At 37.7% G+C, this 22,803-nt stretch carries 22 protein-coding genes; 9 read left to right on the top strand and 13 right to left on the bottom strand.

Features of this window, described 5'->3' with window-relative positions:
• The first annotated feature begins 3 nt into the window (after positions 1 to 3).
• The gene (locus tag L1275_RS11325) at positions 4 to 720 is read left to right on the top strand and encodes a glycerophosphodiester phosphodiesterase family protein (protein WP_253473068.1); all 717 of its coding nucleotides are present in this window, start codon (positions 4 to 6) and stop codon (positions 718 to 720) included.
• Between the two features lie 228 nt (positions 721 to 948).
• Entirely contained in the window at positions 949 to 1,848 is a 900-nt protein-coding gene (locus tag L1275_RS11320) for a patatin family protein (RefSeq protein WP_253473066.1), read from the top strand.
• Positions 1,849 to 1,862: 14 nt separating this feature from the next.
• On the opposite strand, the gene L1275_RS11315 is transcribed toward L1275_RS11320, so the two are convergent.
• From L1275_RS11315 to L1275_RS11300, 4 genes are all read right to left on the bottom strand, one after another.
• Positions 1,863 to 2,330, bottom strand: a complete 468-nt coding sequence (locus L1275_RS11315) for a hypothetical protein (protein WP_253473063.1) — start codon at positions 2,328 to 2,330, stop codon at positions 1,863 to 1,865.
• Positions 2,331 to 2,380: 50 nt separating this feature from the next.
• Positions 2,381 to 2,950 carry a Crp/Fnr family transcriptional regulator gene (locus tag L1275_RS11310; protein ID WP_253473060.1) on the bottom strand — a complete coding sequence of 190 codons (570 nt, stop codon included), beginning with the start codon at positions 2,948 to 2,950 and terminating at the stop codon, positions 2,381 to 2,383.
• 16 nt (positions 2,951 to 2,966) lie between these two features.
• Entirely contained in the window at positions 2,967 to 4,007 is a 1,041-nt protein-coding gene (locus L1275_RS11305) for an AMP-binding protein (RefSeq protein WP_253473057.1), read from the bottom strand.
• A 196-nt stretch (positions 4,008 to 4,203) separates the two neighbouring features.
• The gene (locus L1275_RS11300) at positions 4,204 to 5,118 is read right to left on the bottom strand and encodes a CPBP family intramembrane glutamic endopeptidase (RefSeq protein ID WP_253473054.1); all 915 of its coding nucleotides are present in this window, start codon (positions 5,116 to 5,118) and stop codon (positions 4,204 to 4,206) included.
• 65 nt (positions 5,119 to 5,183) lie between these two features.
• On the opposite strand from L1275_RS11300, the gene arsC reads away from it, so the two are divergent.
• Positions 5,184 to 5,525, top strand: coding sequence for an arsenate reductase (glutaredoxin) (gene arsC / locus L1275_RS11295; protein ID WP_253473051.1), 342 nt, complete (start codon positions 5,184 to 5,186; stop codon positions 5,523 to 5,525).
• Between the two features lie 81 nt (positions 5,526 to 5,606).
• Positions 5,607 to 8,075: an outer membrane beta-barrel family protein gene (locus L1275_RS11290; RefSeq protein WP_253473048.1), complete on the top strand. Its 2,469-nt coding sequence runs from the start codon at positions 5,607 to 5,609 to the stop codon at positions 8,073 to 8,075.
• Positions 8,076 to 8,202: 127 nt separating this feature from the next.
• Here L1275_RS11290 and L1275_RS11285 read toward each other — a convergent pair whose 3' ends face one another.
• Positions 8,203 to 8,379 carry a hypothetical protein gene (locus L1275_RS11285; RefSeq protein ID WP_253473045.1) on the bottom strand — a complete coding sequence of 59 codons (177 nt, stop codon included), beginning with the start codon at positions 8,377 to 8,379 and terminating at the stop codon, positions 8,203 to 8,205.
• Positions 8,380 to 8,536: 157 nt separating this feature from the next.
• Between L1275_RS11285 and fumC the strand changes: the two genes are divergently transcribed.
• Entirely contained in the window at positions 8,537 to 9,925 is a 1,389-nt protein-coding gene (gene fumC / locus L1275_RS11280; protein ID WP_253473042.1) for a class II fumarate hydratase, read from the top strand.
• Positions 9,926 to 10,031: 106 nt separating this feature from the next.
• On the opposite strand, the gene L1275_RS11275 is transcribed toward fumC, so the two are convergent.
• The 3 genes from L1275_RS11275 to L1275_RS11265 form a co-directional block, all read right to left on the bottom strand.
• Positions 10,032 to 10,424 (bottom strand): OsmC family protein, encoded by a 393-nt coding sequence (locus L1275_RS11275; protein ID WP_253473039.1) that lies wholly within the window; start codon positions 10,422 to 10,424, stop codon positions 10,032 to 10,034.
• 251 nt (positions 10,425 to 10,675) lie between these two features.
• The gene (trpB, locus tag L1275_RS11270) at positions 10,676 to 11,857 is read right to left on the bottom strand and encodes a tryptophan synthase subunit beta (RefSeq protein WP_253473036.1); all 1,182 of its coding nucleotides are present in this window, start codon (positions 11,855 to 11,857) and stop codon (positions 10,676 to 10,678) included.
• Positions 11,858 to 12,240: 383 nt separating this feature from the next.
• Entirely contained in the window at positions 12,241 to 12,891 is a 651-nt protein-coding gene (locus L1275_RS11265) for a peptidoglycan-binding protein LysM (protein ID WP_253473033.1), read from the bottom strand.
• On the opposite strand from L1275_RS11265, the gene L1275_RS11260 reads away from it, so the two are divergent.
• Positions 12,879 to 13,196, top strand: a complete 318-nt coding sequence (locus tag L1275_RS11260) for a hypothetical protein (protein ID WP_253473030.1) — start codon at positions 12,879 to 12,881, stop codon at positions 13,194 to 13,196. The two genes, L1275_RS11265 and L1275_RS11260, sit on opposite strands and share 13 nt — an antisense overlap.
• A gap of 178 nt (positions 13,197 to 13,374) precedes the next feature.
• On the opposite strand, the gene mltG is transcribed toward L1275_RS11260, so the two are convergent.
• Genes mltG through dapF form a run of 3 tightly spaced genes read right to left on the bottom strand, consistent with a single transcriptional unit; the run spans position 13,375 to position 15,724 of the window.
• The gene (gene mltG, locus L1275_RS11255; protein ID WP_253473027.1) at positions 13,375 to 14,412 is read right to left on the bottom strand and encodes an endolytic transglycosylase MltG; all 1,038 of its coding nucleotides are present in this window, start codon (positions 14,410 to 14,412) and stop codon (positions 13,375 to 13,377) included.
• Complete coding sequence (locus L1275_RS11250) at positions 14,409 to 14,942, bottom strand: GNAT family N-acetyltransferase (RefSeq protein ID WP_253473024.1); 534 nt, start codon at positions 14,940 to 14,942, stop codon at positions 14,409 to 14,411. Before L1275_RS11250 ends, mltG begins: the two co-directional genes overlap by 4 nt.
• Entirely contained in the window at positions 14,939 to 15,724 is a 786-nt protein-coding gene (gene dapF, locus L1275_RS11245; RefSeq protein WP_253473204.1) for a diaminopimelate epimerase, read from the bottom strand. The genes L1275_RS11250 and dapF overlap by 4 nt, the downstream gene beginning before the upstream one ends.
• Positions 15,725 to 15,872: 148 nt before the next feature.
• On the opposite strand from dapF, the gene L1275_RS11240 reads away from it, so the two are divergent.
• The 3 genes from L1275_RS11240 to L1275_RS16595 all read left to right on the top strand — a co-directional run bounded on the left by L1275_RS11240 (position 15,873) and on the right by L1275_RS16595 (position 19,306).
• Positions 15,873 to 17,264 (top strand): S1C family serine protease, encoded by a 1,392-nt coding sequence (locus tag L1275_RS11240; protein ID WP_253473021.1) that lies wholly within the window; start codon positions 15,873 to 15,875, stop codon positions 17,262 to 17,264.
• 115 nt (positions 17,265 to 17,379) lie between these two features.
• Positions 17,380 to 18,828, top strand: coding sequence for a glyceraldehyde-3-phosphate dehydrogenase (locus L1275_RS11235; protein ID WP_253473018.1), 1,449 nt, complete (start codon positions 17,380 to 17,382; stop codon positions 18,826 to 18,828).
• A 250-nt stretch (positions 18,829 to 19,078) separates the two neighbouring features.
• Positions 19,079 to 19,306 carry a PLDc N-terminal domain-containing protein gene (locus L1275_RS16595; RefSeq protein ID WP_371923473.1) on the top strand — a complete coding sequence of 76 codons (228 nt, stop codon included), beginning with the start codon at positions 19,079 to 19,081 and terminating at the stop codon, positions 19,304 to 19,306.
• 51 nt (positions 19,307 to 19,357) lie between these two features.
• On the opposite strand, the gene L1275_RS11230 is transcribed toward L1275_RS16595, so the two are convergent.
• A complete protein-coding gene (locus L1275_RS11230; protein WP_253473015.1) occupies positions 19,358 to 19,876 on the bottom strand; it encodes a TlpA disulfide reductase family protein in 519 nt (172 codons plus the stop codon).
• A gap of 508 nt (positions 19,877 to 20,384) precedes the next feature.
• Positions 20,385 to 22,649: an aconitate hydratase gene (locus L1275_RS11225; RefSeq protein WP_253473012.1), complete on the bottom strand. Its 2,265-nt coding sequence runs from the start codon at positions 22,647 to 22,649 to the stop codon at positions 20,385 to 20,387.
• Positions 22,650 to 22,803: the final 154 nt, after the last annotated feature.

Below are 22,803 nucleotides of genomic sequence, written 5' to 3'. Positions count from 1 at the left end.
ACTATGATTACATCAACAACTTACGCGCAAAAAATTCTCGTTATTGGTCACCGTGGAGCGAAAGGTCATGTCGCAGAAAACACCCTAGAGTCTATCGATAAAGCCTTAGAACTTAAAGTAGACATGATTGAAATCGACGTTTACAAAATAAAAAGTGGTGAATTAATGGTTTTTCACGATGAAACCTTAGATCGCGTTACCAACGGGAAAGGAAGGATTGAAGATTTTACTTATTCGGAATTAAACGGCATCTTAGTCGAAGGAAAATACAAAATCCCTACGCTTCAAGAAGTGATTAAACGCATTGACCGCAAGGTTGTTTTAAACATCGAACTCAAAGGAACGAATACCGCTTTAGACACCTACAAGGTTATAGCAGATTTTAAGAAAAAAGGTTGGGACAATGCTGATTTTATTATCTCTAGCTTCCGTTGGAACGAGCTTGAAATTTTCTCACAACAACCCAATCCAGCGTCTATAGCTGTACTCACTGCGGAAGCTCCGGCTAAAGCCATCGAATTTGGAAAGAAAATTCATGCTACAGCGATCAATCCTTACTATAAGTTTATGTGGTCCGATACCGTTAAAGAGATTCACGATGCCGGATTTAAAATTTATCCTTGGACCATCAATGAGGTTTCTGATATCAACCGTTTAATCGATCTAAAAGTAGATGGAATCATTACTGATTTTCCAGAACGTGTGGTGCTGAAAAAATAAAAGAAATCCATTTAGATTTTAACCTGAAATACTTTATTTCGGGTTTTTTTATAGCTGAATCGCATCGCATTTGTAAGCCTCCTGCTTAAATGAACCATAAACTCCACTGAGACTAAAAAAAACTTGCCCTTAAATATTTTACCAAGCTTTTTATAGGTATTTTTAGTATTATAAAAAAGCTCCACTTTTATTGGAGGTAAGCGAAACAGTTAATCCATTTCTTTCACAATGCGGGCATTAGTAATTTCAGGTGGTGGTAGTAAAGGTGCTTTTGCAGGAGGACTGGCTGAATATCTTATTCAGGAAAAAAAGCAAGACTATCAAATTTTAATTGGCAGTTCTACCGGTAGCCTTTTAGTGCCGTTATTGTCTATAGGACAAACTGCAAAATTGAAACAGGTATTCACCAATGTGAATCAAAAGGATATTTTTAATATCTCTCCGTTTATAATTAGTGAGAAGAACGGTGTTTTTAAAACACGGATCAACCATCTCGGAGTATTAACAACCATGCTTAAAGGCAAAAAAACTTTCGGCGAAAGCAACAATTTACGGCGGTTAATCGCCGATACCATGACCGTCAATGATTTTAACCAAATCAAACAGTCTAACAAAGATGTACTTGTAACGGTATCCAATCTCAGCACTATGAGTGTTGAATATAAAAATGCTCGGGACTGTGAATACGAAGATTATTGTGACTGGGTATGGGCCTCCACATCTATGGTGCCGTTTATGAGTTTGGTCAACAAAAACAATTTTGACTATGCCGATGGCGGTATGGGTGATCTCATACCCATATATCAAGCTATTTTAAAAGGGGCCACTGAAATTGATGTGATTGTATTAAAGAACGATACGCAAACTAAAGCGCCCATTAAAAACGCTTTTGTATTGACATCGCGCGTTTTTGAGTTTATGCTCAATCAAATCGCTATCGATAATGTTGCTTTAGGTAAACTAGAGGGACTAAATCGAAGTATTTCTTTAAATTTTTATCATCCACCTACCCAACTCACAACAAATTCCTTGATTTTCAATCCCGAACAAATGAAAGCATGGTGGGATCTAGGGTATCAAGAAGGGAAAATCAACAATCCTATGAACCAGATATTAAGCATCTCTTAAAGGACATGTGAAATTTATAACACACTCGATTTCTTAGATAGACAACATCCATACGTCCATCCAATAAAAAAAAGCTGCAACGGTATTCGGAACCATAAATACTCGATACCTAGCCCTAAATGAGTTGCCTTTTGAAAATCAACCTGCATCATCGAGGCCCAAATATTGGCCGGTAAGATCATTATCAAAAAAGCGATCAAACTCCAAGCGGCTATTTTTCTCAGCTGTCGAATACAGATGGCTATCGCAAAAGCAATTTCTATAAAACCGCTTATTAAGACGACTGATTTTTTAAAGGGAATCCAATTGGGCACCATCAATTGCATACCACTTGTATACACAAAATGTGTCATTGCGGTAAACAACAGCATAACAGTTAACGCAAGTCGAGCAGCTACAGCATAATTAAAATGCCTCCCAAAAACTTTTAAGTATAAAAGGCTTATCGAAAAAACTCCTAACAAGATAAAAAGTGCTACCATTTTTTTTATTAAAAATAACACCTAAACCTTAGCTATGAAATAAACCTAAGTTAAGAAATTCGCTTTCTAATTCGACTTAAAGCCTGTGGAGTAACCCCGATATACGACGCTAAAAATTTTAAGGGAATGGTTTTTATCCATTGCCTTTTTTCCAGAAAAAGGTTTATATAACGTTGTTCTGCAGTTTCCATAAGAAGACTGCGTTCACGCCGGGCTTTTTTAATAAAAAGCATTTCCGCTATATGTCGTCCGAGTAAATTACCGATCACTGTTGTTTGATATAATTCTTGTAAATCCAGATAACTGATTCTCCATAATTCAACCGCTGTTAGGGTTTCTATTCGATATTCCACCGGCGATCTCGTTAGAAAAGAATCATAAGCACAACAAAACTCGTTTTCAAAAACAAAACCCAACGTATGTTCTTTTTCTTCGTTTGAACTGAAAATCCGAATACTTCCCTTTTCGACAAAGGAAAGATAATCTTCTACTTGCCCACTATCAATTAAAATAGCTCTCTTCGAGAAACGCTGTTTAACCAATTTTGATGAAAAGAGTTCCCAGTCCGCATCACTCATCGAATGAATATGCTCAAAATAATCGCGGATCTGTTTTTTCATTTGCCTCAATTATAGATTAGCCCAAACTTAACAGCGTCTGCTTTCTCAGCATTTTACCCGTTACGGTTTCCTCAATTTTTTCAACAAAAAAAACTTCTTTGGGTTTTTCATATTTAGATAGGGAATTAAAAAGATCCTCTTGCAGTGGATAAGGCTCACTTTCAATAACTAAAATAAGTTTTTCTCCCAATAGTTCGTCTTTTTTTCCAATTACAAAAAATCGAGATGGAATATAACCAATCAGTTTTGATTCTATTTGCTCAGGAAAAAGTTTAATTCCACCGCTGTTCACCACATTATCTATACGTCCCAACCATTTGAATTCGTGGTCACTAATTACCTCAACCAAATCGTTAGTTACCAAAACCTCTTCAGCTACTTTTGGTGCATTGATCACTAAACAACCGCGTTCATCAGCATATATATTCACTTTAGGTAAAACGGTAAAATAGGGTTCACCTATTTTTTTTGCAGCAATATGACTTACCGTTTCAGTCATTCCATAAGTTTCGAATACCGCAGTATCCAAGTTTTGTAACTTTTCCGCTAACTTATTGTTAACCTGCGCTCCTCCTATTATAATGGTTTTAACTTTATCCAGCTCTTCCAAAGAATTTTCAACTTGCAACGGTACCATCGCAACAAAATCATAAATTTCCTTATTGTTTAATAAGGGTGCAGCACTCGGTGCAACCACATCCAATTCTAGTCCTAGAGTCAAAGCGCGAATCACCATCATTTTACCTCCTATATAGCGGGTAGATAAACACAATAGCGCACGATCACCTGGCATCAATTTAAAGTAAGCTCCCGTAGCTTTAGCCGAATTGACCATAGCCTTTTTCTTAATTGAAATGCCCTTGGCTTCTCCAGTAGTACCCGAAGTCATCAACAGGATGCTCTTGTTAAAATCAAACCACTGTAAAATCAACTGTCCCAAGTCCTTTTGATAAGGCTCTCCATCTTGAATCAAATCAAAAGCTAAATGACACAATTGATCCTGATCCATTTTCTTTCCGTTTAATCTAAAATTCGGGTGTATTTCATAACTTTTCATAAGCAGATTTTATTTTAAATTAAGGTCTTATGGTATCGCCTTTCCTTAGCAGTATTTGTTTGCAACAAATGATCTTATAGTGGCGATGTCATAAGCAGATTTTATTTTACATTAAGGTCTTATGGTATCGCCTTTCCTTAGCGGTAATTATTTGCAACAAACAATTTTATATGAGCGATTGCCTAATTATTGATTTTTACACTTCAACTACTTTTCCCATTAATCTATTACGCCAATCCTTCCAACGATAGACTTTGGCAAAAAGCAACAACAACAAAGGCAATACTATACCTACCTGAGTCAGCACCGTAATTAACGACAAGGAATCTTTGGGTGAACTCAATTCTACAAATAGAGAATTGGTCTGAAATGCCGTCCAATTCGATGTCACTAATAATGCTCCAATCAAATTATTTGCGGCATGAAACCCCAAAGCGAGTTCCAAACCGTCGTCCATTAGGGTAATAATCCCCAAAAAGACTCCCGTTCCTATATAATAAATCAAGATATAATACCCGATTTGTCCCACTTCCGGATTGGATATATGCATCATTCCAAATATAAAGGAGGTCGTAACTAGTGCCATAAACCGGCTTTTACTAGCTAAACCGATACCTTGCATCAGATATCCGCGCATAAACAATTCCTCAAAGCTTGTCTGTAAAGGAATCAAAACTAATGCCATTAATAAAAAAGGTAAAAATGCCGCCCAATCAAAATTCCACTTGAAATTTTCTGGTTCACTGTATAAACTATAAAAGAAAATCAACAAGGTTATAGCAGCCCAAACCGCAAAGGAGAAAGCAATTCTCTTCCAATCAACTTTTTTACGAGCCGTGATCAAGCTCAATAACGACTGCTTCTGTACCACCCGCACCCATAAAATCAACACAAAAAAGAAAGAGGATATCGGCAATATAGTCTGCAAAAAATTGATATTTTTGCCATACAACTCTATATTGCGAGCAATGAGCGCTCCACTATCTATATCATTAAATTGCAAGAACACCCAATTAAAAACAAAAATTCCTATAAAAAAAACACTAAAAGGAAGGTATAACCAAAGTTTTTTGGATACTGGTGTTTTTAGAAGTTGCTCGATGTAATTCATTATCCGTTATTTTTGTACTAAGTTACCTTTATTTAAAAATATAATCTATAAATTGAACTAAAAAAATGATTACAATCTATCATAATTCACAATGCAGTAAATCGAGAGAAGGGCTGGCTTATCTAGAAAATCGCGGTATGGAATACGATGTTATAAAATATTTAAGCACGCCACTTTCTACTGCTGAGATTCGAGTACTTCTCGCAAAACTCAATATACCCGCCATAGAATTGGTTCGAACAAAAGAAAGTATTTGGAAGGAGAAATTTGCAACAGCGAATTTGTCGGAAGAAGAAATTATTGAGGCGCTGTCACTCTATCCTAAATTAATCGAACGCCCTATAGTCGTGAATGGCGATCGCGCCGTAATTGCACGTCCAACCGAAAAAATCGAGGAGATTCTCTAGCATTTAATATAATATTAACAATTCCTCATTAAACCTACTGCCCGATTTATAGTCTAACTTGTAAACTAACTAATGACTATAATGAAAAAATTCATGACTTTATGGTTTGTATTGTTTCTGTTTACCTCAGTAACAGCAATCGCACAAACCAAACCTAAAGAATTCACTCTATCGGGTAGTGTTATTGAGGCTGCGACTAATCAGCCCTTGGAATACGCAAGTGTATATGCGCAAAATAAAGCCGACGCTTCTATAGTTTCTGGAGGTATGACCGATGCGAAAGGTAAATTTGAATTTGAAGTACCTCAAGGTGATTATTATTTAAAAATCGATTTTTTAGGTTTTAAAACCATAGAGATTAATTCGATTTCCGTATCCAAAAACACCTCTATTGGAGAACAGAAAATTGTTGTGGATTCGCAAACTTTAGCAGAAGTGAATATTATTGCCGAACGATCAACAGTCGAAATAAAACTCGATAAAAAGGTCTATAACGTAGGTCAGGACATGATCGTCAAAGGCGGAACAGCTAGTGATGTATTGGACAACGTACCTTCTGTCAGTGTTGATGTTGACGGAACAGTTAGTTTGAGAGGGAATGAAAACGTCAAAGTTTTAATTGATGGAAAACCAACTGGATTAGCCAGTAATATTGCAGAGGCCATGAAAATACTTTCTGCAGAATCTATCGAGAAAGTAGAGGTAATAACGAATCCATCAGCGCGATACGAAGCCGAAGGTGGTGCAGGTATTATTAATATCGTATTGAGAAAAGGTAAAGCACAAGGAATCAACGGCAGTTTAACCGGTAGCGTGGGTGATCCAATGAACTACGGTTTAAATGGTAACGTCAATTTCAGAAGTGAAAACTATAATATGTATACCAATGCGGGATATAACCATTCCAAAAGCAAAGGTAGCATGATTAATAATTCCGAATATTTAGACCCACTGACCGGTCTACCTCGTCAATATATAGACGAATCCAAACCAAGCACCAGAGAACGCGAAGGTTATAATATCAATTTTGGCTTAGAATGGTTTTTAACCAAATCCTTTACTTGGACCAATGCTGTTACTTTAAGCAAAAATAACATCAACAGCCCTAACACCATTTATTATAATTATTTCGATAAGGACCGCTTATTCGATTATGCTCGTACGCGTGATGAGGATAAAGACGGATCGAGAGAGAGTATTGAATACACCACAACTTTTGAGAAAAACTTTAAAAAAGACGGTCATAAACTTACTGTTAGCGGTACGGTATCGGCAGATAAAGATCTTGACAACTCGATGATAAAAGATCAAATTCAACTGCAAGATCACTTTTCTTTAGAGCGCACTTTAAACAACGAAAAAGTTGATAGAAACTACCTTCAAGCAGATTATGTTTTACCTATAGGAGAAGATTCGAAATTCGAAGCGGGTTATTTAGGTAATTTCTCCACCTTAGAAACGGTCTTTGCCCTAGACAATTACAATAATTCCCAATGGGTCAATAATATAAACCTGACCAATACTTTGGAATACAAAGAAAAAGTCAATGCTTTATACGCACAATTTGGCAGTAAAGTCAATCGATTTAGCTATATGTTAGGTCTTCGATTTGAAGACACCAATGTCGATGTCAACCAATTGATTACTCAAGATTACAACAACAAAAAATACAATAATTTTTTCCCTAGTGCCTTCTTGAGTTATGAATTCTCCCCTTCGAGCAACCTTACTTTGAGTTACAGTAAAAGGGTCAATCGTCCAAGAGGATTTTTCTTAAATCCATTCTCCAACTATTCGAGTGATATCAATTTTTTTCAAGGTAATCCAGATTTAGATCCTGCGATGACCAATGCTTTTGACTTGGGGTATATGCAACGTTGGACCGGATTCACATTGAGTACTTCCGCCTATGTTAATGTAACAGACGATGCTTTTCAATTTGTTAAGAGAATTAATGGAACGACAGCCAATGGAACACCGATTACCGTTAGCTCTCCTATCAACTTAGCCACGGAATACCGTTATGGTTTTGAATTTACAGTTAATGCTACCCCTTTTAAATGGTGGAGACTAAACGGTAATTTTAATTTCTTTAGAAAAGAAACACAAGGAGACTACACTTTTACCGACTTTGACGGAAAACAAGAAACCCAAAATTTTGACAATACTTCGTATTCTTGGTTTACCAGAATAACTTCGAGAGTGACTCTACCTTATAAAATAGATTGGCAGATGAATGGTATGTATCGCGCTAGAGAGGAAACCGCTCAAGGAATGATTAAAGCCAACTTGTCTGCAAACATGGCTCTAAGCAAAGATATTTTTAAGGATAACGGTACGCTTTCGTTGAATGTGAGTGATCTTTTCAACTCGAGAAAAAGAGAAACAGAAATTCATTTACCACAGTCTAACTCGTTTAGCGAGATGCAATGGAGAGGGCGTCAGATCAATCTGTCCTTTACCTATCGCTTTAATCAAAAGAAAACCGAGAAGCAAAAATTCGCTCCAAAAAGTGGAGAGGGTGATTCTGGAGAAATGATTGGAGCTTAATAGAGTGGTCAATAACTAGTAATCGGGAATCGGATCGATGTTCGTAGTGAACAGATCCGATTCCCGAATTAAGACTAAAATAAAAAGGGAACCCATTGGGTTCCCTTTTTTTAATCAAGCAATCAAATTATTTAATTTGTTCTTGCGCTTCTCTTTTTTTAGCTTTCTTCTCTTTAATTAGTTCGATAACTGCTCCGCCAGCCCAATACTGTACGAAACCCACTAAAAAAATCATTAACCAGAACCCTAATGTAAGGACGCCCATGGCAACTATGAAACCTAAATACTGTTGAAATTCAAACATGTTTTCCGGAATTTTGAATACAATGTCAAAGATATAATGAAAATATGGGAATACCTAAATATCTAAAAAGAAATTAATTGACTTTTAAGTTTGCTTCTTATTCGCTATCTTTATATAGAATTATTCTAAAAAACAATTTTCTAAAAAAGATATAATTATGACCTTTCGAATAGAAAAAGACACCATGGGTGAAGTCAAGGTTCCTTCAGATAAATATTGGGGAGCTCAAACAGAACGTTCCAGAAATAATTTTAAGATAGGTCCCCCTGCTTCCATGCCTCATGAAATCATAGAGGGTTTTGCCTATTTAAAGAAAGCTGCCGCTTATGCCAATTTTGAACTCGGTGTATTGTCTCAAGAAAAGAGAGACGCCATTGCCGCAGTATGCGATGAAATATTAGCAGGAGAACTAAACGATCAGTTTCCCTTAGTGATTTGGCAAACGGGATCGGGAACCCAAAGCAATATGAACGTCAATGAGGTCGTAGCCAATCGGGCTCAAGTACTCGCTGGTTTTCAAATCGGTGAAGGCGAACCCGTACTTAAAGCCAATGATGACGTCAATAAATCACAGTCTTCCAACGATACTTTCCCGACAGGTATGCATATCGCAGCCTATCGTTTGATCATCGAAACCACCATTCCTGGAGTAGAGCAATTACGCGACACCCTTAAAGCGAAGTCCATCGCATTTAAAGATGTAGTTAAGATTGGAAGAACCCATTTAATGGATGCCACTCCACTGACTCTAGGACAAGAATTTTCCGGTTATGTTGCGCAGCTCAATCACGGGTTAAAAGCACTAAACAACACCCTAGCACATTTATCGGAACTCGCCTTAGGCGGAACAGCAGTTGGCACAGGAATCAATACGCCAAAAGGTTACGACGTAGTAGTTGCTAAATACATCGCAGAATTTACCAATCTTCCCTTTATTACAGCCGAAAACAAATTTGAAGCTTTGGCTGCACATGATGCGTTTATTGAAACCCATGGCGCCCTGAAACAGTTAGCGGTATCCTTAAATAAAATAGCGAACGATATCCGAATGATGGCCTCTGGCCCCCGATCGGGAATCGGTGAACTATTTATCCCAGCAAACGAACCGGGATCGTCAATTATGCCTGGAAAAGTCAATCCAACTCAATGCGAAGCCTTGACCATGGTTGCAGCACAAGTGATGGGAAATGACGTCGCTATAACCATAGGAGGCACCCAAGGACATTACGAATTGAACGTATTTAAACCGATGATGGCAGCGAATCTACTGCAATCAGCCCGTTTGATTGGAGAAGCTTGCGTATCATTTGACGAACACTGTGCCCAAGGTATAGAACCCAACAAACCGCGAATACAAGAATTAGTGTCCAATTCTTTAATGTTGGTCACTGCCTTAAATACAAAAATAGGCTATTACAAAGCCGCCGAAATTGCCAATACAGCCCATCAAAACGGAACTACTCTAAAAGAAGAAGCCGTCCGACTGGGATATGTCAGCCCAGAAGATTTTGATGCCTGGGTTAGACCGGAAGATATGATTGGGTAAAAGCAGATACGCAGATACGCCCATAAGCGTATAGACATATGGGCATATAGGCATATAGGCGTATAAGCAAATACAAAAGGCTGTCTAAAAAGACAGCCTTTTGTATTTAAATCAAACTCGTTTCAATCGCACTCGACTGCTCCAAGATTTTATGCACGGGGCATTTATCCGCAATGGTTAAGATGCGACTGCGATAAGCCTCTTCCAACTCAACACCAAATTCAATGGTTCTTTTAAATACTTGTTTTTGCAAAGCCTCGTCCTTTTCCGAAGTAACGCGAACTCGGATATCCCCGACTTCCCATCCTTTACGATCAACATACATTCGAATCGTTATACTGGTACACGAAGCCAAAGCTCCCGCTAACAAGTCTTTTGGACTCATGCCTAAATCTTGCCCACCCAAACTCACCGGCTCATCTACTATAATGGCATGTTGGTCTTTTGTGATGATGGTTTTGTATGTTTGTGTGGAAGTAAGCGATTGAATTTCATTCATTTTTTATTTTTTTAGTCGTGGATGATAGCTTAGCAACAGACCTCATAAGGACTTTGTCGATTGATCGACAAGTACCAAGGTCTTATTTGTCCTATAAAAATAGTTTATTTATCCTTTAAAAACAAGAATAGCAAGTGCAAACTGTTGCATTCAACCAGCACAAAAAAAACATCCGTAATAATTTTACGGATGCTCTAGGTTACACAATTTCTAAAACGACTCAGCTTTCCACTGCTCGTTACATGGGCTCTTCACAGTTTAAAATAAGTCGTATAATTATGTAGATCCTTATCCCCTCGTCCCGACAGGTTAACCACCACTACATCGGTGGGCTTGAATTTCTTTTTGTCTAGCACTGCCAAAGCATGAGCACTTTCGATAGCGGGAATGATTCCTTCTAATTTACACAAGGCCAATCCGGCTTGCATCGCGGCATCGTCATCAATAGCTAAAAATTCAACGCGATTTACCTCTTTTAAATGCGCATATAAAGGTCCAAATCCCGGATAATCCAAACCTGCCGAAATAGAATAAGCCTCTACTGGAAGCCCTTTTTTATCTTGCATAAATAGGGTTTTGCTTCCGTGTAAAATTCCATCTTTACCCAGAAATGAGGTGGCAGCCGTTTGGCCCGAATCCAAACCTTTACCACCGCCTTCAGCGACAATCAACCCTACGGTCTCTTCTTCTAAAAAGTGATAAAAAGCTCCTGTGGCATTACTTCCTCCTCCAACACAAGCGATAATGTAATCGGGTAACGAACGCCCTTCTAGGTCGACCAACTGCTTCGTAATTTCGGCAGAGATCACCGATTGAAAACGCGCAACCATATCAGGATAAGGATGGGGTCCAACCACAGATCCGATAATATAGAACGTATCGTCTGGATTTTCAATCCAATGCAACAAAGCTTCATCTACGGCCTCCTTAAGCGTTTTAGCGCCTGATTGCGCCGCTCGAACCTCTGCACCTAACATTTTCATACGTGCGACGTTTGGCGCCTGTCGTTCCATATCCAAAGCCCCCATATAGATAATGCATTCCATGTCCATTAATGCACAAACCGTAGCCGTCGCAACTCCATGTTGCCCAGCACCCGTTTCTGCAACAATTTTATTTTTCCCTAATCGCTTAGCCATCAGTATCTGACCTATGGTATTATTGATCTTATGCGCTCCGGTATGACAAAGGTCTTCTCTTTTTAAATATACCTTGGTTTGGTACTTCTCCGATAAATTCTTTGCGTAATACAGTGGCGTCGGACGTCCGACATAGTCCGCTAACAATCGAGCCATCTCCGCTTGAAAATCGGGTTCTTGTAAAATAGCCAAGTATTGCTCTTGCAATCTTGTGATTTGCTCTTGCAGCACTTCTGGTACAAAAGCACCTCCATAATTTCCATAAAATCCGTTTAAATCTACTTGGTAATTCATCCTTATTGTTTTTAAGTTATTGAGTTTGATAGGAGTTTATGAATTCCTAATTCGTGTTCCGTTTTTTAAATACCTTGAGTTTAGACCAAAAAAAAAGGCCTGTCGTTAGACAAGCCTTTTTTATATATGGTACAGTTATTTTATCAACTATATGTATAGCAAGGACCGCTCACGACGTTTGACGTAAGTAGGCTCCACCAGCTATTAGTTAATAAGATATTCATTGTTGTATTTCTTTTAGTGAGCACAAATATAGAAAGCATTTTTAAAAATGATGCCCTTTTTGTAATTTTTAACTTTTTAGTTTTTTCCAATCTGGGAATTAACAGAAACTCTAAAATAAAAAAACCAGCTTCGAAAAGCTGGTTCTTCTTAAATTTTTACTACATCGTAACCACCGGATTATCGTTGGCCACTATGTGAGAAGTATCATAACCCGCAAACTTCATCATATACGACTTTATTGACGTACCGAATCCATCGCGAAAACCAATGTGCCCATTACTCTTCAAGAAATTTTTTACCGATCCTGCTCCACCTAAGTGTGCTGCCGCCAAAATTCCAGATTCCGTAATATGAACACCTCCTACTTTTTTACCATCAAATTTTTTAATCTCTTTTCTCAACTCCCATTTGTTTTTTGCCAACAAGGCATTAAATGCTTTTTCTTGTTGAATGGGGTTTTTTAAAAAACCTGCGGTATTTCGGATCCCTACAGCTCGTAAAGCACTTTTTCCAAATTGGTATTTTCCCATATACCCGTATGAATTGACCAAAGTGTATAAACCTAGGGACTCTCGAACTGCAAGAGCCTGTTTAAAACCAGTAAATGATTTACCAGTAAATGGAATTGCTGCTAACTCCTTATTCGCTACATCTGCTACCTCTTCTTCCGTGGCAACATGGTAGAACAACGATTCTTTAACTTCCGTTTTATGTTGCTTTAAAAGTGCTATTTCATAACTTTTAAAACCGGAAATTACCGTTGCGATTAGCAATACAAATCCAATAAAATAAGAACATGTTTTTATCATTAATTTTAATTTCTCAAACCCTGTCACCATTTGAAATTTCTGAGGGCAAAGTTACTTCATTTTTTATAAAAAGCTATTCAGATTGGGGTTATTTAACTTTATCCGGCCTCTTAATAACGCAAAACACTGATAAACAAGGGTCTAAAAAAAATAAAATTTATAAAATAAATTTGCTTTTTTTAATTTTCTTAACTAAATTAATAGCCCAATCCACCAAATCAAGGGCTTATTTGACGTTTAGGAAAAGTCAAATGGGAGTTTTTCAGCGGGAAAAGCACAAAAGAAATACCACGAAAAAAGCCTAAAAATGACAGCGCATTTTTAGGCTTTTTGTTTTATAAATCTCGCGTATTACTTTATGATTTTTGATCGAATTGATGATAAAACCGTTTAAGCTAGCAATACTTCCCAAATCAAAAACAGAGCAAATACATTAACGTTTCCATTCACTCGTTTTTAAGTCGTTAAAATTGCAAACGATACCTATTCAATTCCATTTCTGGTTAGCCAATCTGTATATTTCTTTCTATTGACATTGTGTTGCGCTAAGGTAGCCGCAAATTCGTGGTAGCCCATTTTTTCGACACTGGCACAAAAATAGATATAATCGTGTTGCTCTGGATTCAATACCGCTTCCAAGGAAGAGATATCCGGCATGGAAATAAGTCCGGGAGGCAATCCAGTGTTTTGATATGTATTAAAGGCAGAAGGGATCGCTAAATCCTTAAGATAAACCCTTTTAATAACCTGATCAAAGTCATTGGTGTATTTTTTCTTGGCAAATACCACGGTCGGATCAGCTTGTAACGGCATATCCAATCGCAATCTGTTCAGATAAGCTCCTGCTACAGTAGCCTTCTCATCGTTCTTTGCCGTTTCCTTTTGTACAATTGACGCTAGTATCGCAACCTGAACTGGCGTCATATTTAATTTTTTCGCCTTTTCAATGCGCTCTTCGTTCCAAAACTTTATGTACTCCTTATGCATCGCATTACGAACTTTTATCGGACTAACATTCCAGTAAAACTCATAGGTATTAGGCATAAAGGATGCCAATACGGTTTCTTTAGTAAAACCATTTTCTTCTAAAAAAGCAGGTTCTGTAAAGGTTTCCAAAAGCGACAAACTATCTGGTTCAATTTGAGTTGCCAAACGCTGTACCAGTCGCTCGATGGTTTCTTGGTTGTTAAAAGTTACTTTAACAGGAATGTTTTTACGCAACGCTTGCATCATATCATAACTACTCATCCCTTTTTTCCATAAAAATTTCCCAGAAATGATGTTGGATGAGTATTTGAATTGTTCCGCTACGGTTTCAAATTTATCCATATCGATCACGTAAGGTTCGATAATGTGTTGCACTTCTTGATAGGTCACCTTAGAAGGAATATAGATATAGGTTTCCTTATCGATACCCTTTATATTAGTAGAAAAGGCTTTGTCATACATGATATAAGCATAAACCATAGCTCCACACAGAGCCAACACAGCAATTATACTTACGGCTTTTTTTAAATTCATTTTTTTATATTTAATAATTGATATAAGGCCTCATCCTTTCTAAGGTTCCCCACTCGGTTCCATTGTTTTTTGACTCCCACACATTCGAAGCCAAATTTAGTAAAAAGCTGTACACTAGATAAATTATCCGTGCTAATATTTGCATATAATTGATGCAGGTTTAAGTGATAAAAGGCATAGTTTATCAGCAATTGTAATGCCTCTGACCCCAGTCCTTTTAATCGGTTTTCCGGAGCATTGATCACGATACCAACTCCCGCCCTTTCATTTTTAGGATCAAAATCAAACAAATCAATCAATCCAATGGTCTGATCGGAATCCACTAGGCAAATCACCAATCTCAATTGTTTAGACTCATAGATATCTTGATGTGCATTTTCGAGATATTGATGGATCAAAAAACGGCTATACGGAGTTTGAGTATGACTCACTTCCCATAGAGCCTCTGAATTTTCTAACTGATATATAAACTCTAAATCCTGAGGTTCTAAAGCTCTTAAGTAAACCAACTCCCCTCTTAATGTGATCATAGCGCCATCTTTATAGTACCTTCAAAAACCATTTGCGCAGGCCCAGTGAGAAATACCGAAGTAAACACTTCGTCTTCTTTGACAAACGCAACTTTTAATTGGCCACCCTTCACCAAAATATTCACTTCACAAGCATTAATCAATCCTTTCGTATACATAGCAATTGCAACCGCAGTAGCACCAGTTCCACAAGACCAAGTTTCATCTTCCACTCCCCGTTCAAAAGTGCGTATAGCGAAAGTTTGCTGATCTACTTGTTCAACAAAGTTGACATTGGTTCCTCCGGGCTGATAAGCCGTACTATTTCGAATTTCCTTCCCGCGTTGGTAAACATCATAATGGTCTAAATCATTTACTATCATCACATGATGAGGAGAACCCGTATTGAGAAAGAAATCTTCACCTTGTCGTTCAACCTGATTGACATCACACATCTGTAAGGAAACCGTATTGTGTTCGTCTATAGTCGCGTAATGAAGCCCATCAACAGCTTGGAAATAACCGCTTTTTTCAATGATCCCCAATTGCTTGGCAAACGCAACAATACAGCGACCTCCATTACCACACATCGAACTCTGATTTCCATCAGCGTTGTAGTACACCATTTTAAAATCATAATCAGGATCGTTCTCTATTAAAATCAATCCGTCGGCTCCGACACCAAATCGTCGATCGCACCAACGTTCGATTTGTTCGCGCTCCGATTTGGGAAAATTTCCGAGTCGATTATCGATCATAATAAAATCGTTTCCCGTGCCTTGATATTTAAAAAAACTCCATATATCACTCATGATTTCACAAACTTATAATTGCTACAAAAATACAAATATTAATCAGACGTTGGCGGTTGTTAATCGATGGTTAAAGCTTTTTTTTATAAATTTTTATTCTATATATTTACTATCATAAACTATAAAACACAGATAAAAAATGAACAAAATAACCTCTTTGTTGACCGTATCTTTGTTAAGTGGCGTTATTACTTTAGCGGGCTACAAGTTTTTTATTGACCGATCAAACGACGAAGCTCCAAAAATAGCATCCACAACGACCTTCCCCGCGAAGTCGACAATGGGTTCTGCTAGCAGTTTAGATTTTACTGCAGCGGCAGAAAACACAGTTCATGTCGTCGTACACGTTAAAAACGTCAGTTATCGAACAGCACCAAACAATCCGATTTTGGAATATTTTTACGGTTATCGAAATGCACCTTCTCAACCTCAAATCGGTATGGGATCAGGAGTCATCATATCAGAAGATGGTTATATAGTCACCAACAATCACGTAATTGACGGTGCCGCTCAATTGGAGGTGACCCTCAACGACAATCAAAGTTACCCAGCTCGTTTAGTCGGTACGGATCGTTCCATGGATATTGCCTTATTAAAAATTGAGGCACCCAAAAAACTACCTTATGTTGTTTTTGGGGATTCCGATCAGATACAATTAGGAGAATGGGTATTAGCGGTTGGTAATCCCTATAACCTCAATTCAACCGTGACAGCAGGTATTATTTCGGCTAAAGCCCGTAACCTATCTCAATCAGGCTTGCAATCTTTTATACAGACCGATGCCGTAGTAAATCCCGGTAACAGCGGGGGTGCTTTAGTCAATACCCGAGGGGAACTAATCGGTATCAATACGATGATTTCCTCTAATACCGGATCTTATGTTGGATATTCCTTTGCTGTGCCGTCCAATCTAACTCGCAAAATCGTGCAGGACTTATTGGAATTCGGCAATGTACAACAAGGGGTTTTAGGCGTACAAGGCTTTGAACTGACCCCAGCTATAGCTAAAGAAAAAAATATCAAAAGCACTCAAGGGTTTTATATCGAATCGATTAATAAGGAATCAGGAGCCCTAAAAGCAGGATTAAAGATCGGTGATATCATCACAAAAATCGACCAAAAAAACATCTTGACCTTTGTTGATTTAAATGCTGTTTTAAACACCAAACGTCCGAACGACAAAGTAACTGTCACCGTTCAACGCGATCAAAAAGAACTCAATCTCGATGTTTTATTGATCAAAAAAGCGCTTGTCAATCCGGAGTTTAATGGCTTTATCTTTCAGGATTTGAGCTCTGAAGACAAGAAAAAACTAAATATTCCTTTTGGAATTCGAATTATGGAAGTCAATAATGAGAGTTATGCTCCTTATAAAGAGGAGCTCGAAGGAAGTGTTCTGATTTCAATCAATGGAACACGCATTGAAAACACCGAAAAGGCGTTAGAAATTTTCCATAACTCGAGAATTAAAAAGCAATTTCGATTGGAAATCGTCAATAGGAAAGGTGAATTAATACGGCTGTTATTATAATTTCACAGCTTTTATCAAAAGCGCAACACTAGTTGCGCTTTTATTTTTAAAAGAGCTTAATTATTTGATTTAAAATCGATATTTTTGCAAGAATTTACTACAACACAATCTAACTATGAAAAATTCAGGTTCTTACGAAAAAGAATTGGCCTTTCAGGCAGATCGAAGAAAAGCATGTGTCGAATTCATCAAAATTGTAAGCGACTTATGGTATGACAAATCTATCGAATTGGTTTTATTCCGAAATCAATTAATCGATCGAAATGTAAGCGATATCATCAATTTACATGAATACGCTGCAAAATTTGTTGAAAAACCTATTATGATTTTCGATACGGTTGAAATCGCCAGAGCTATATTATCTTCGGATTTACCTCCTTCTAGAATTGACATCGGTAAACTAACTTATGAATTTCATTTAGAAGACAACCAACATGAAAATGCACTTTCTTTTGTTATCAACAAATTAAAGAATGCCAAACAAACTGAAAACATCGTTCCAAAAGATGTTGTTTTATACGGATTTGGACGTATCGGACGTTTATTAGCTCGCGAATTGATGAGTAAAATCGGAAAGGGACAACAACTGCGTTTAAGAGCTATAGTAACGCGTGATAAAAATGACGCTAACCTATTAGAAAAAAGAGCTTCTCTTTTAAAATACGACTCTATCCACGGTGATTTCGAAGGTTCTGTAATTGCAGATCCAGAAAACAATGCCTTGATCATCAACGGAACTACGGTTCACATGATTTCTGCTTCAAGACCGGAAGATATTGACTATACTGAATTTGATATTGATAATGCCTTGGTTATTGACAATACAGGAGCCTTCACCACAGAAGAAGACCTTAAACGTCATTTATCATCAAAAGGAGCTGACAAAGTATTATTGACTGCACCTGGAAAAGGAGTTCCAAATATCGTTCACGGTGTTAACCACGAAGAATACAGCCCAGACAATATACATATATTCTCTGCTGCTTCCTGTACCACCAATGCTATCACACCAATTTTAAAAGTTGTTGAAGATAATCTAGGTGTTGTTAAAGGGCATTTAGAAACGATTCACGCTTATACCAACGATCAAAACTTGGTCGACAATATGCACAAGAAATACCGTCGTGGAAGAGCAGCCGCTTTAAACATGGTTATTACAGAAACTGGTGCCGGAAGTGCTGTTGCAAAAGCTTTGCCAACACTTGCTGGTAAATTAACTTCAAACGCTATCCGCGTACCTGTTCCTAACGGTTCTTTAGTTGTTCTTAACCTAGAAGTAAACAAAGAAACTAGCATTAATGACATCAATACCATGATGAAAACTGCAGCTTTAGAAGGGACTTTAGTAGAGCAGATTAAATATTCGATGAACAACGAATTGGTATCTTCTGATATCGTTGGAACATCAGCTCCTGCGATCTACGACAGTAACGCTACGATCGTTTCTGCCGATGGAAAAAACATCGTACTGTACATCTGGTACGACAACGAGTATGGATACAGCCACCAAGTTATTCGCTTGGCTAAATATATTGCTAAAGTAAGACGTTATACGTACTATTAGTAGGATAGAATTTTATAAATACAAAAAATCCGGATCTAAAATCCGGATTTTTTTTGATTAATATACCCCAGCTACTTTCAACGTAAGTAGACTAAAATCAAAGATTTAAAAAAATACCCCGTTTGACAACTCAATAAAAACTCTGTTTTAAGTCGTGAAGTAAATTACATACAAGAGGATATACTCCAAATGAATAAATATTTAAGCAACAATCCCATTAATCCTTAAATAATCAGTTAAATACTTATATTTGTCCTGTCTCAAAACTTTAATTTTAACAGCATTTCACTTGATTTTACCGTATATCGTTATCCTTAGCATTTTTATATTTCTGTTCACCCTTTCCATCCGAAAACTGAGTCGTGAAGAGAAGGGAATCAGTCGCCTATTGTGGTTAGTTGTGATCCTTGGATTCCCCGGTATAGGAAGCCTTTTTTACATCAGAAGAATGCAGCGCTTTTCACAGTTTCCAAATTAGAGAATACGGAGGTAATTAGCTAAGCATAAGCCTTTACCGTAAACCAATCCATTACTGCAACAATCGATCCAACTCCGCTCTAAAACTGCCGCTGTTCCAATCTGCAGCACTAAATTTCTTTAGGATAACACGCCCCTGTTGATCGATTAAATACGAGGCAGGAATAGAAGTCGACTCCAATAACTTTGGCGTATTAGACAACGGAAAATACATCGGTAAGGTATATTGGTGTTTCTCCTTATAAGCCACTACTTTATCCGCAGGATCCGAGGTTACAAATAAAAAGACCACACGGTCTTGGTAGTCGTTATACAGTTTTTGAAAACTCGGTTTTTCAGCGATACACGGTGGACACCAGGTCGCCCAAAAGTTAACCAAAATCAATTTTCCTTGAAATTCAGAAAACAACACGGTTTTTCCCTGTTCATCTTGTAACTGCCAAGTTGAAAAATCGACTTTCTCCTCATCAACGGTTTTTTCCAACGAAGGACTAAATGCTATCAACCGGTTGAACAAAACTTTGACTTCCGTTCCCAAAGGTGTAAATAATATGACGCCCATAACAATCATAATGGCTATGTTTATCCAAGAATTTCTTTTCCTATTCTTTATATCTTTTTGCATGTTGTCCTTAATCAAATTTTACAATTATTTCACCCCTACCGGGTTTAACAATAATACCCATTCATCCAATAATCATTCTAGAATTGTTTCACCCCTACGGGGTTTGACAAAAACACCCATTCATCCGATGATCATTCTAGAATTGTTTCACCCCTACGGGGTTTGACAATAATACCCATTCATCCAATAATCATTCTAGAATTGTTTCACCCCTACGGGGTTTGACAAAAACACCCATTCATACGATAATTATTCTAGAATTGTTTCACCCCTATGGGGTTTGACAATAATACCAAATTATTCGATAATTAAATCAAAAGCCCCAATCCTAAGGACATTCCCTCAAAGGAGAAAAATTACCGTAAAAAAAAAGAGGCTACCCATAAGATAGCCTCTTCTATAAATATCTACAAGTTTGCGAATAAACCCATTAGCATATAAGCCTATTTGCTTATTACGCTTTACCAGCAGCGATCAAGTTTAAAGCAGAACCCGCTTTGAACCATTCGATCTGTCCAGCATTATAAGTATGGTTAGCCAAGATAATATCTTTTGAACCATCCGTATGAACAAATTCTAAAGTCAATGGTTTTGCTGGAGCAAATTCCGTCAAATCTAAGAAATTGATCGTATCTCCTTCTTGAATTTTATCGTAGTCTGCTTCATTAGCAAAAGTCAAAGCCAACATACCTTGTTTTTTAAGGTTGGTTTCATGGATACGAGCGAAAGACTTCACCAATACCGCTTCAACACCTAAATGACGAGGTTCCATAGCAGCATGTTCTCTAGAAGAACCTTCACCGTAGTTTTGATCTCCTACAACAATAGTAGGAACACCAGCGGCTTTATACGCTCTTTGAACAGCTGGTACTTCTCCATACTCTCCGGTCAATTGATTTTTTACTCTATTTGTTTCGTGTGTGAAAGCATTTTCAGCACCGATCAACATATTGTTAGAAATATTATCTAAATGCCCTCTAAAACGCAACCATGGACCAGCCATAGAAATGTGATCTGTAGTACATTTTCCAAAAGCCTTGATCAACAATTTAGCTCCTGTAATATTTTTACCGTCCCAAGGTTGGAATGGGTCTAACAATTGTAAACGTTGCGATTCTGGAGATACAGAAATCACTACAGAACTACCGTCGGCAGCTGGCGCTTGATAACCTGGATCTTCTACATCAAAACCTTTAGTTGGTAATTCGTCTCCTTTAGGAGCTACTAATCTCACTTCTTCCCCATTGTCATTTAACAAAGTATCGGTAAGTGGATTAAAGCTAAGGTCTCCCGCAATAGCCAAAGCAGCAACCATTTCTGGCGATGTTACAAAGGCATGTGTATTTGGGTTACCGTCAGCTCTTTTAGAGAAGTTACGGTTAAATGAGTGAACAATAGTATTTTTCTCTCCTTTATCCGCTCCTGCACGATCCCACTGTCCGATACATGGTCCACAAGCATTGGTAAATACTTTAGTTCCCATTTTTTCGAAAGTAGCGATGATACCATCTCTCTCAATTGTGTAGCGAATTAATTCAGAACCTGGATTAATTCCAAATTCAGCTTTAGGAGTAATACCATGAGCTACCGCTTGTTCAACAATGGAAGCTGCTCTAGACATATCTTCGTAAGAAGAGTTTGTACAAGAACCGATCAATCCCCATTCTACTTTTAACGGCCAACCGTTTGCAGCAGCCTCTTCTTTCATTTTAGAAACTGGAGTTCCTCTATCCGGCGTAAAAGGTCCGTTGATATAAGGTTCCAATTCCGATAAATTGATTTCGATCACTTGATCAAAATACAATTCAGGATTTGCATATACTTCTGCATCTGCCGTTAAGTGCTCTGCAACTTTATCCGCTGCATCCACAACATCTTGACGCTCTGTAGCTGCTAAATATCTTCTCATAGAATCATCGTACCCGAAAGTAGATGTTGTCGCTCCGATTTCAGCACCCATATTACAAATGGTACCTTTACCAGTACAAGACATGGAAAGAGCTCCTTCACCGAAATATTCTACTATCGCCCCAGTTCCTCCTTTTACAGTAAGAATGTCAGCTACTTTTAAAATCACATCTTTAGGTGCAGTCCAACCGTTTAATTTTCCAGTCAACTTAACCCCAATCAATTTAGGGAATTTTAACTCCCAAGCCATTCCAGACATCACATCTACTGCATCAGCACCACCAACACCAATAGCCAACATCCCCAATCCACCAGCATTAACTGTATGTGAATCCGTTCCAATCATCATTCCTCCAGGGAAAGCATAATTTTCTAAAACGATTTGGTGAATAATTCCGGCTCCCGGTTTCCAGAATCCAATTCCGTATTTATTAGATACAGAAGAAAGAAAATCAAAAACCTCAGAAGACTGAGTTTTAGCTACCGCTAAATCTGTATTAGCTTCTACTTTCGCTTGAATTAAGTGATCACAGTGAACCGTTGTAGGAACTGCTACTTTACTTTTTCCTGCATGCATAAATTGCAACAACGCCATTTGAGCTGTCGCATCTTGACAGGCTACGCGGTCTGGTGCGAAGTCTACATAATCTTTTCCTCTTTCAAACGATTGAGATGGCGTACCATCCCATAAGTGAGTATACAAAATTTTCTCAGAAAGTGTTAAAGGACGCCCTACTAACTCACGCGCTTTAGCAACACGTTCTGGCATCTTTTCATACACCTTTTTGATCATTTCAATATCAAAAGCCATATTATAATTGAAGTTTAGTTAGTACTATCATTTTTGTCAGCACAAATTTAAGCATTCTTAATGAGAATTGAAAATTTTTAAGGAAACGTTGATTTCAAAGAGTTATTATTTATAAACATTCTAGTTTACTGAATTTTACTCAATGGAATACACT

Origin of the sequence: Flavobacterium sp. HSC-61S13 (assembly GCF_024171535.1) — a bacterium.
GTDB lineage: Bacteria > Bacteroidota > Bacteroidia > Flavobacteriales > Flavobacteriaceae > Flavobacterium.
The sequence above is the reverse complement of the archived record's forward strand: the minus strand, read 5'-3'. Positions and strand labels throughout refer to the sequence as shown.

Coding starts and splice junctions, on each gene's coding strand:
- mltG (WP_253473027.1), bottom strand. CDS start 14,412: ATGAATTTAAAAAAAGCCGTAAGTATAATTGCTGTGTTGGCTCTGTGT.
- L1275_RS11310 (WP_253473060.1), bottom strand. CDS start 2,950: ATGAAAAAACAGATCCGCGATTATTTTGAGCATATTCATTCGATGAGT.
- L1275_RS11265 (WP_253473033.1), bottom strand. CDS start 12,891: ATGATAAAAACATGTTCTTATTTTATTGGATTTGTATTGCTAATCGCA.
- L1275_RS11225 (WP_253473012.1), bottom strand. CDS start 22,649: ATGGCTTTTGATATTGAAATGATCAAAAAGGTGTATGAAAAGATGCCA.
- trpB (WP_253473036.1), bottom strand. CDS start 11,857: ATGAATTACCAAGTAGATTTAAACGGATTTTATGGAAATTATGGAGGT.
- L1275_RS11240 (WP_253473021.1), top strand. CDS start 15,873: ATGAACAAAATAACCTCTTTGTTGACCGTATCTTTGTTAAGTGGCGTT.
- L1275_RS11235 (WP_253473018.1), top strand. CDS start 17,380: ATGAAAAATTCAGGTTCTTACGAAAAAGAATTGGCCTTTCAGGCAGAT.
- L1275_RS11230 (WP_253473015.1), bottom strand. CDS start 19,876: ATGATTGTTATGGGCGTCATATTATTTACACCTTTGGGAACGGAAGTC.
- L1275_RS11305 (WP_253473057.1), bottom strand. CDS start 4,007: ATGAAAAGTTATGAAATACACCCGAATTTTAGATTAAACGGAAAGAAA.
- L1275_RS11325 (WP_253473068.1), top strand. CDS start 4: ATGATTACATCAACAACTTACGCGCAAAAAATTCTCGTTATTGGTCAC.
- L1275_RS11320 (WP_253473066.1), top strand. CDS start 949: ATGCGGGCATTAGTAATTTCAGGTGGTGGTAGTAAAGGTGCTTTTGCA.
- L1275_RS11300 (WP_253473054.1), bottom strand. CDS start 5,118: ATGAATTACATCGAGCAACTTCTAAAAACACCAGTATCCAAAAAACTT.
- L1275_RS11250 (WP_253473024.1), bottom strand. CDS start 14,942: ATGATCACATTAAGAGGGGAGTTGGTTTACTTAAGAGCTTTAGAACCT.
- L1275_RS11285 (WP_253473045.1), bottom strand. CDS start 8,379: ATGTTTGAATTTCAACAGTATTTAGGTTTCATAGTTGCCATGGGCGTC.
- arsC (WP_253473051.1), top strand. CDS start 5,184: ATGATTACAATCTATCATAATTCACAATGCAGTAAATCGAGAGAAGGG.
- L1275_RS11315 (WP_253473063.1), bottom strand. CDS start 2,330: ATGGTAGCACTTTTTATCTTGTTAGGAGTTTTTTCGATAAGCCTTTTA.
- fumC (WP_253473042.1), top strand. CDS start 8,537: ATGACCTTTCGAATAGAAAAAGACACCATGGGTGAAGTCAAGGTTCCT.
- L1275_RS11275 (WP_253473039.1), bottom strand. CDS start 10,424: ATGAATGAAATTCAATCGCTTACTTCCACACAAACATACAAAACCATC.
- L1275_RS11260 (WP_253473030.1), top strand. CDS start 12,879: ATGTTTTTATCATTAATTTTAATTTCTCAAACCCTGTCACCATTTGAA.
- L1275_RS11290 (WP_253473048.1), top strand. CDS start 5,607: ATGAAAAAATTCATGACTTTATGGTTTGTATTGTTTCTGTTTACCTCA.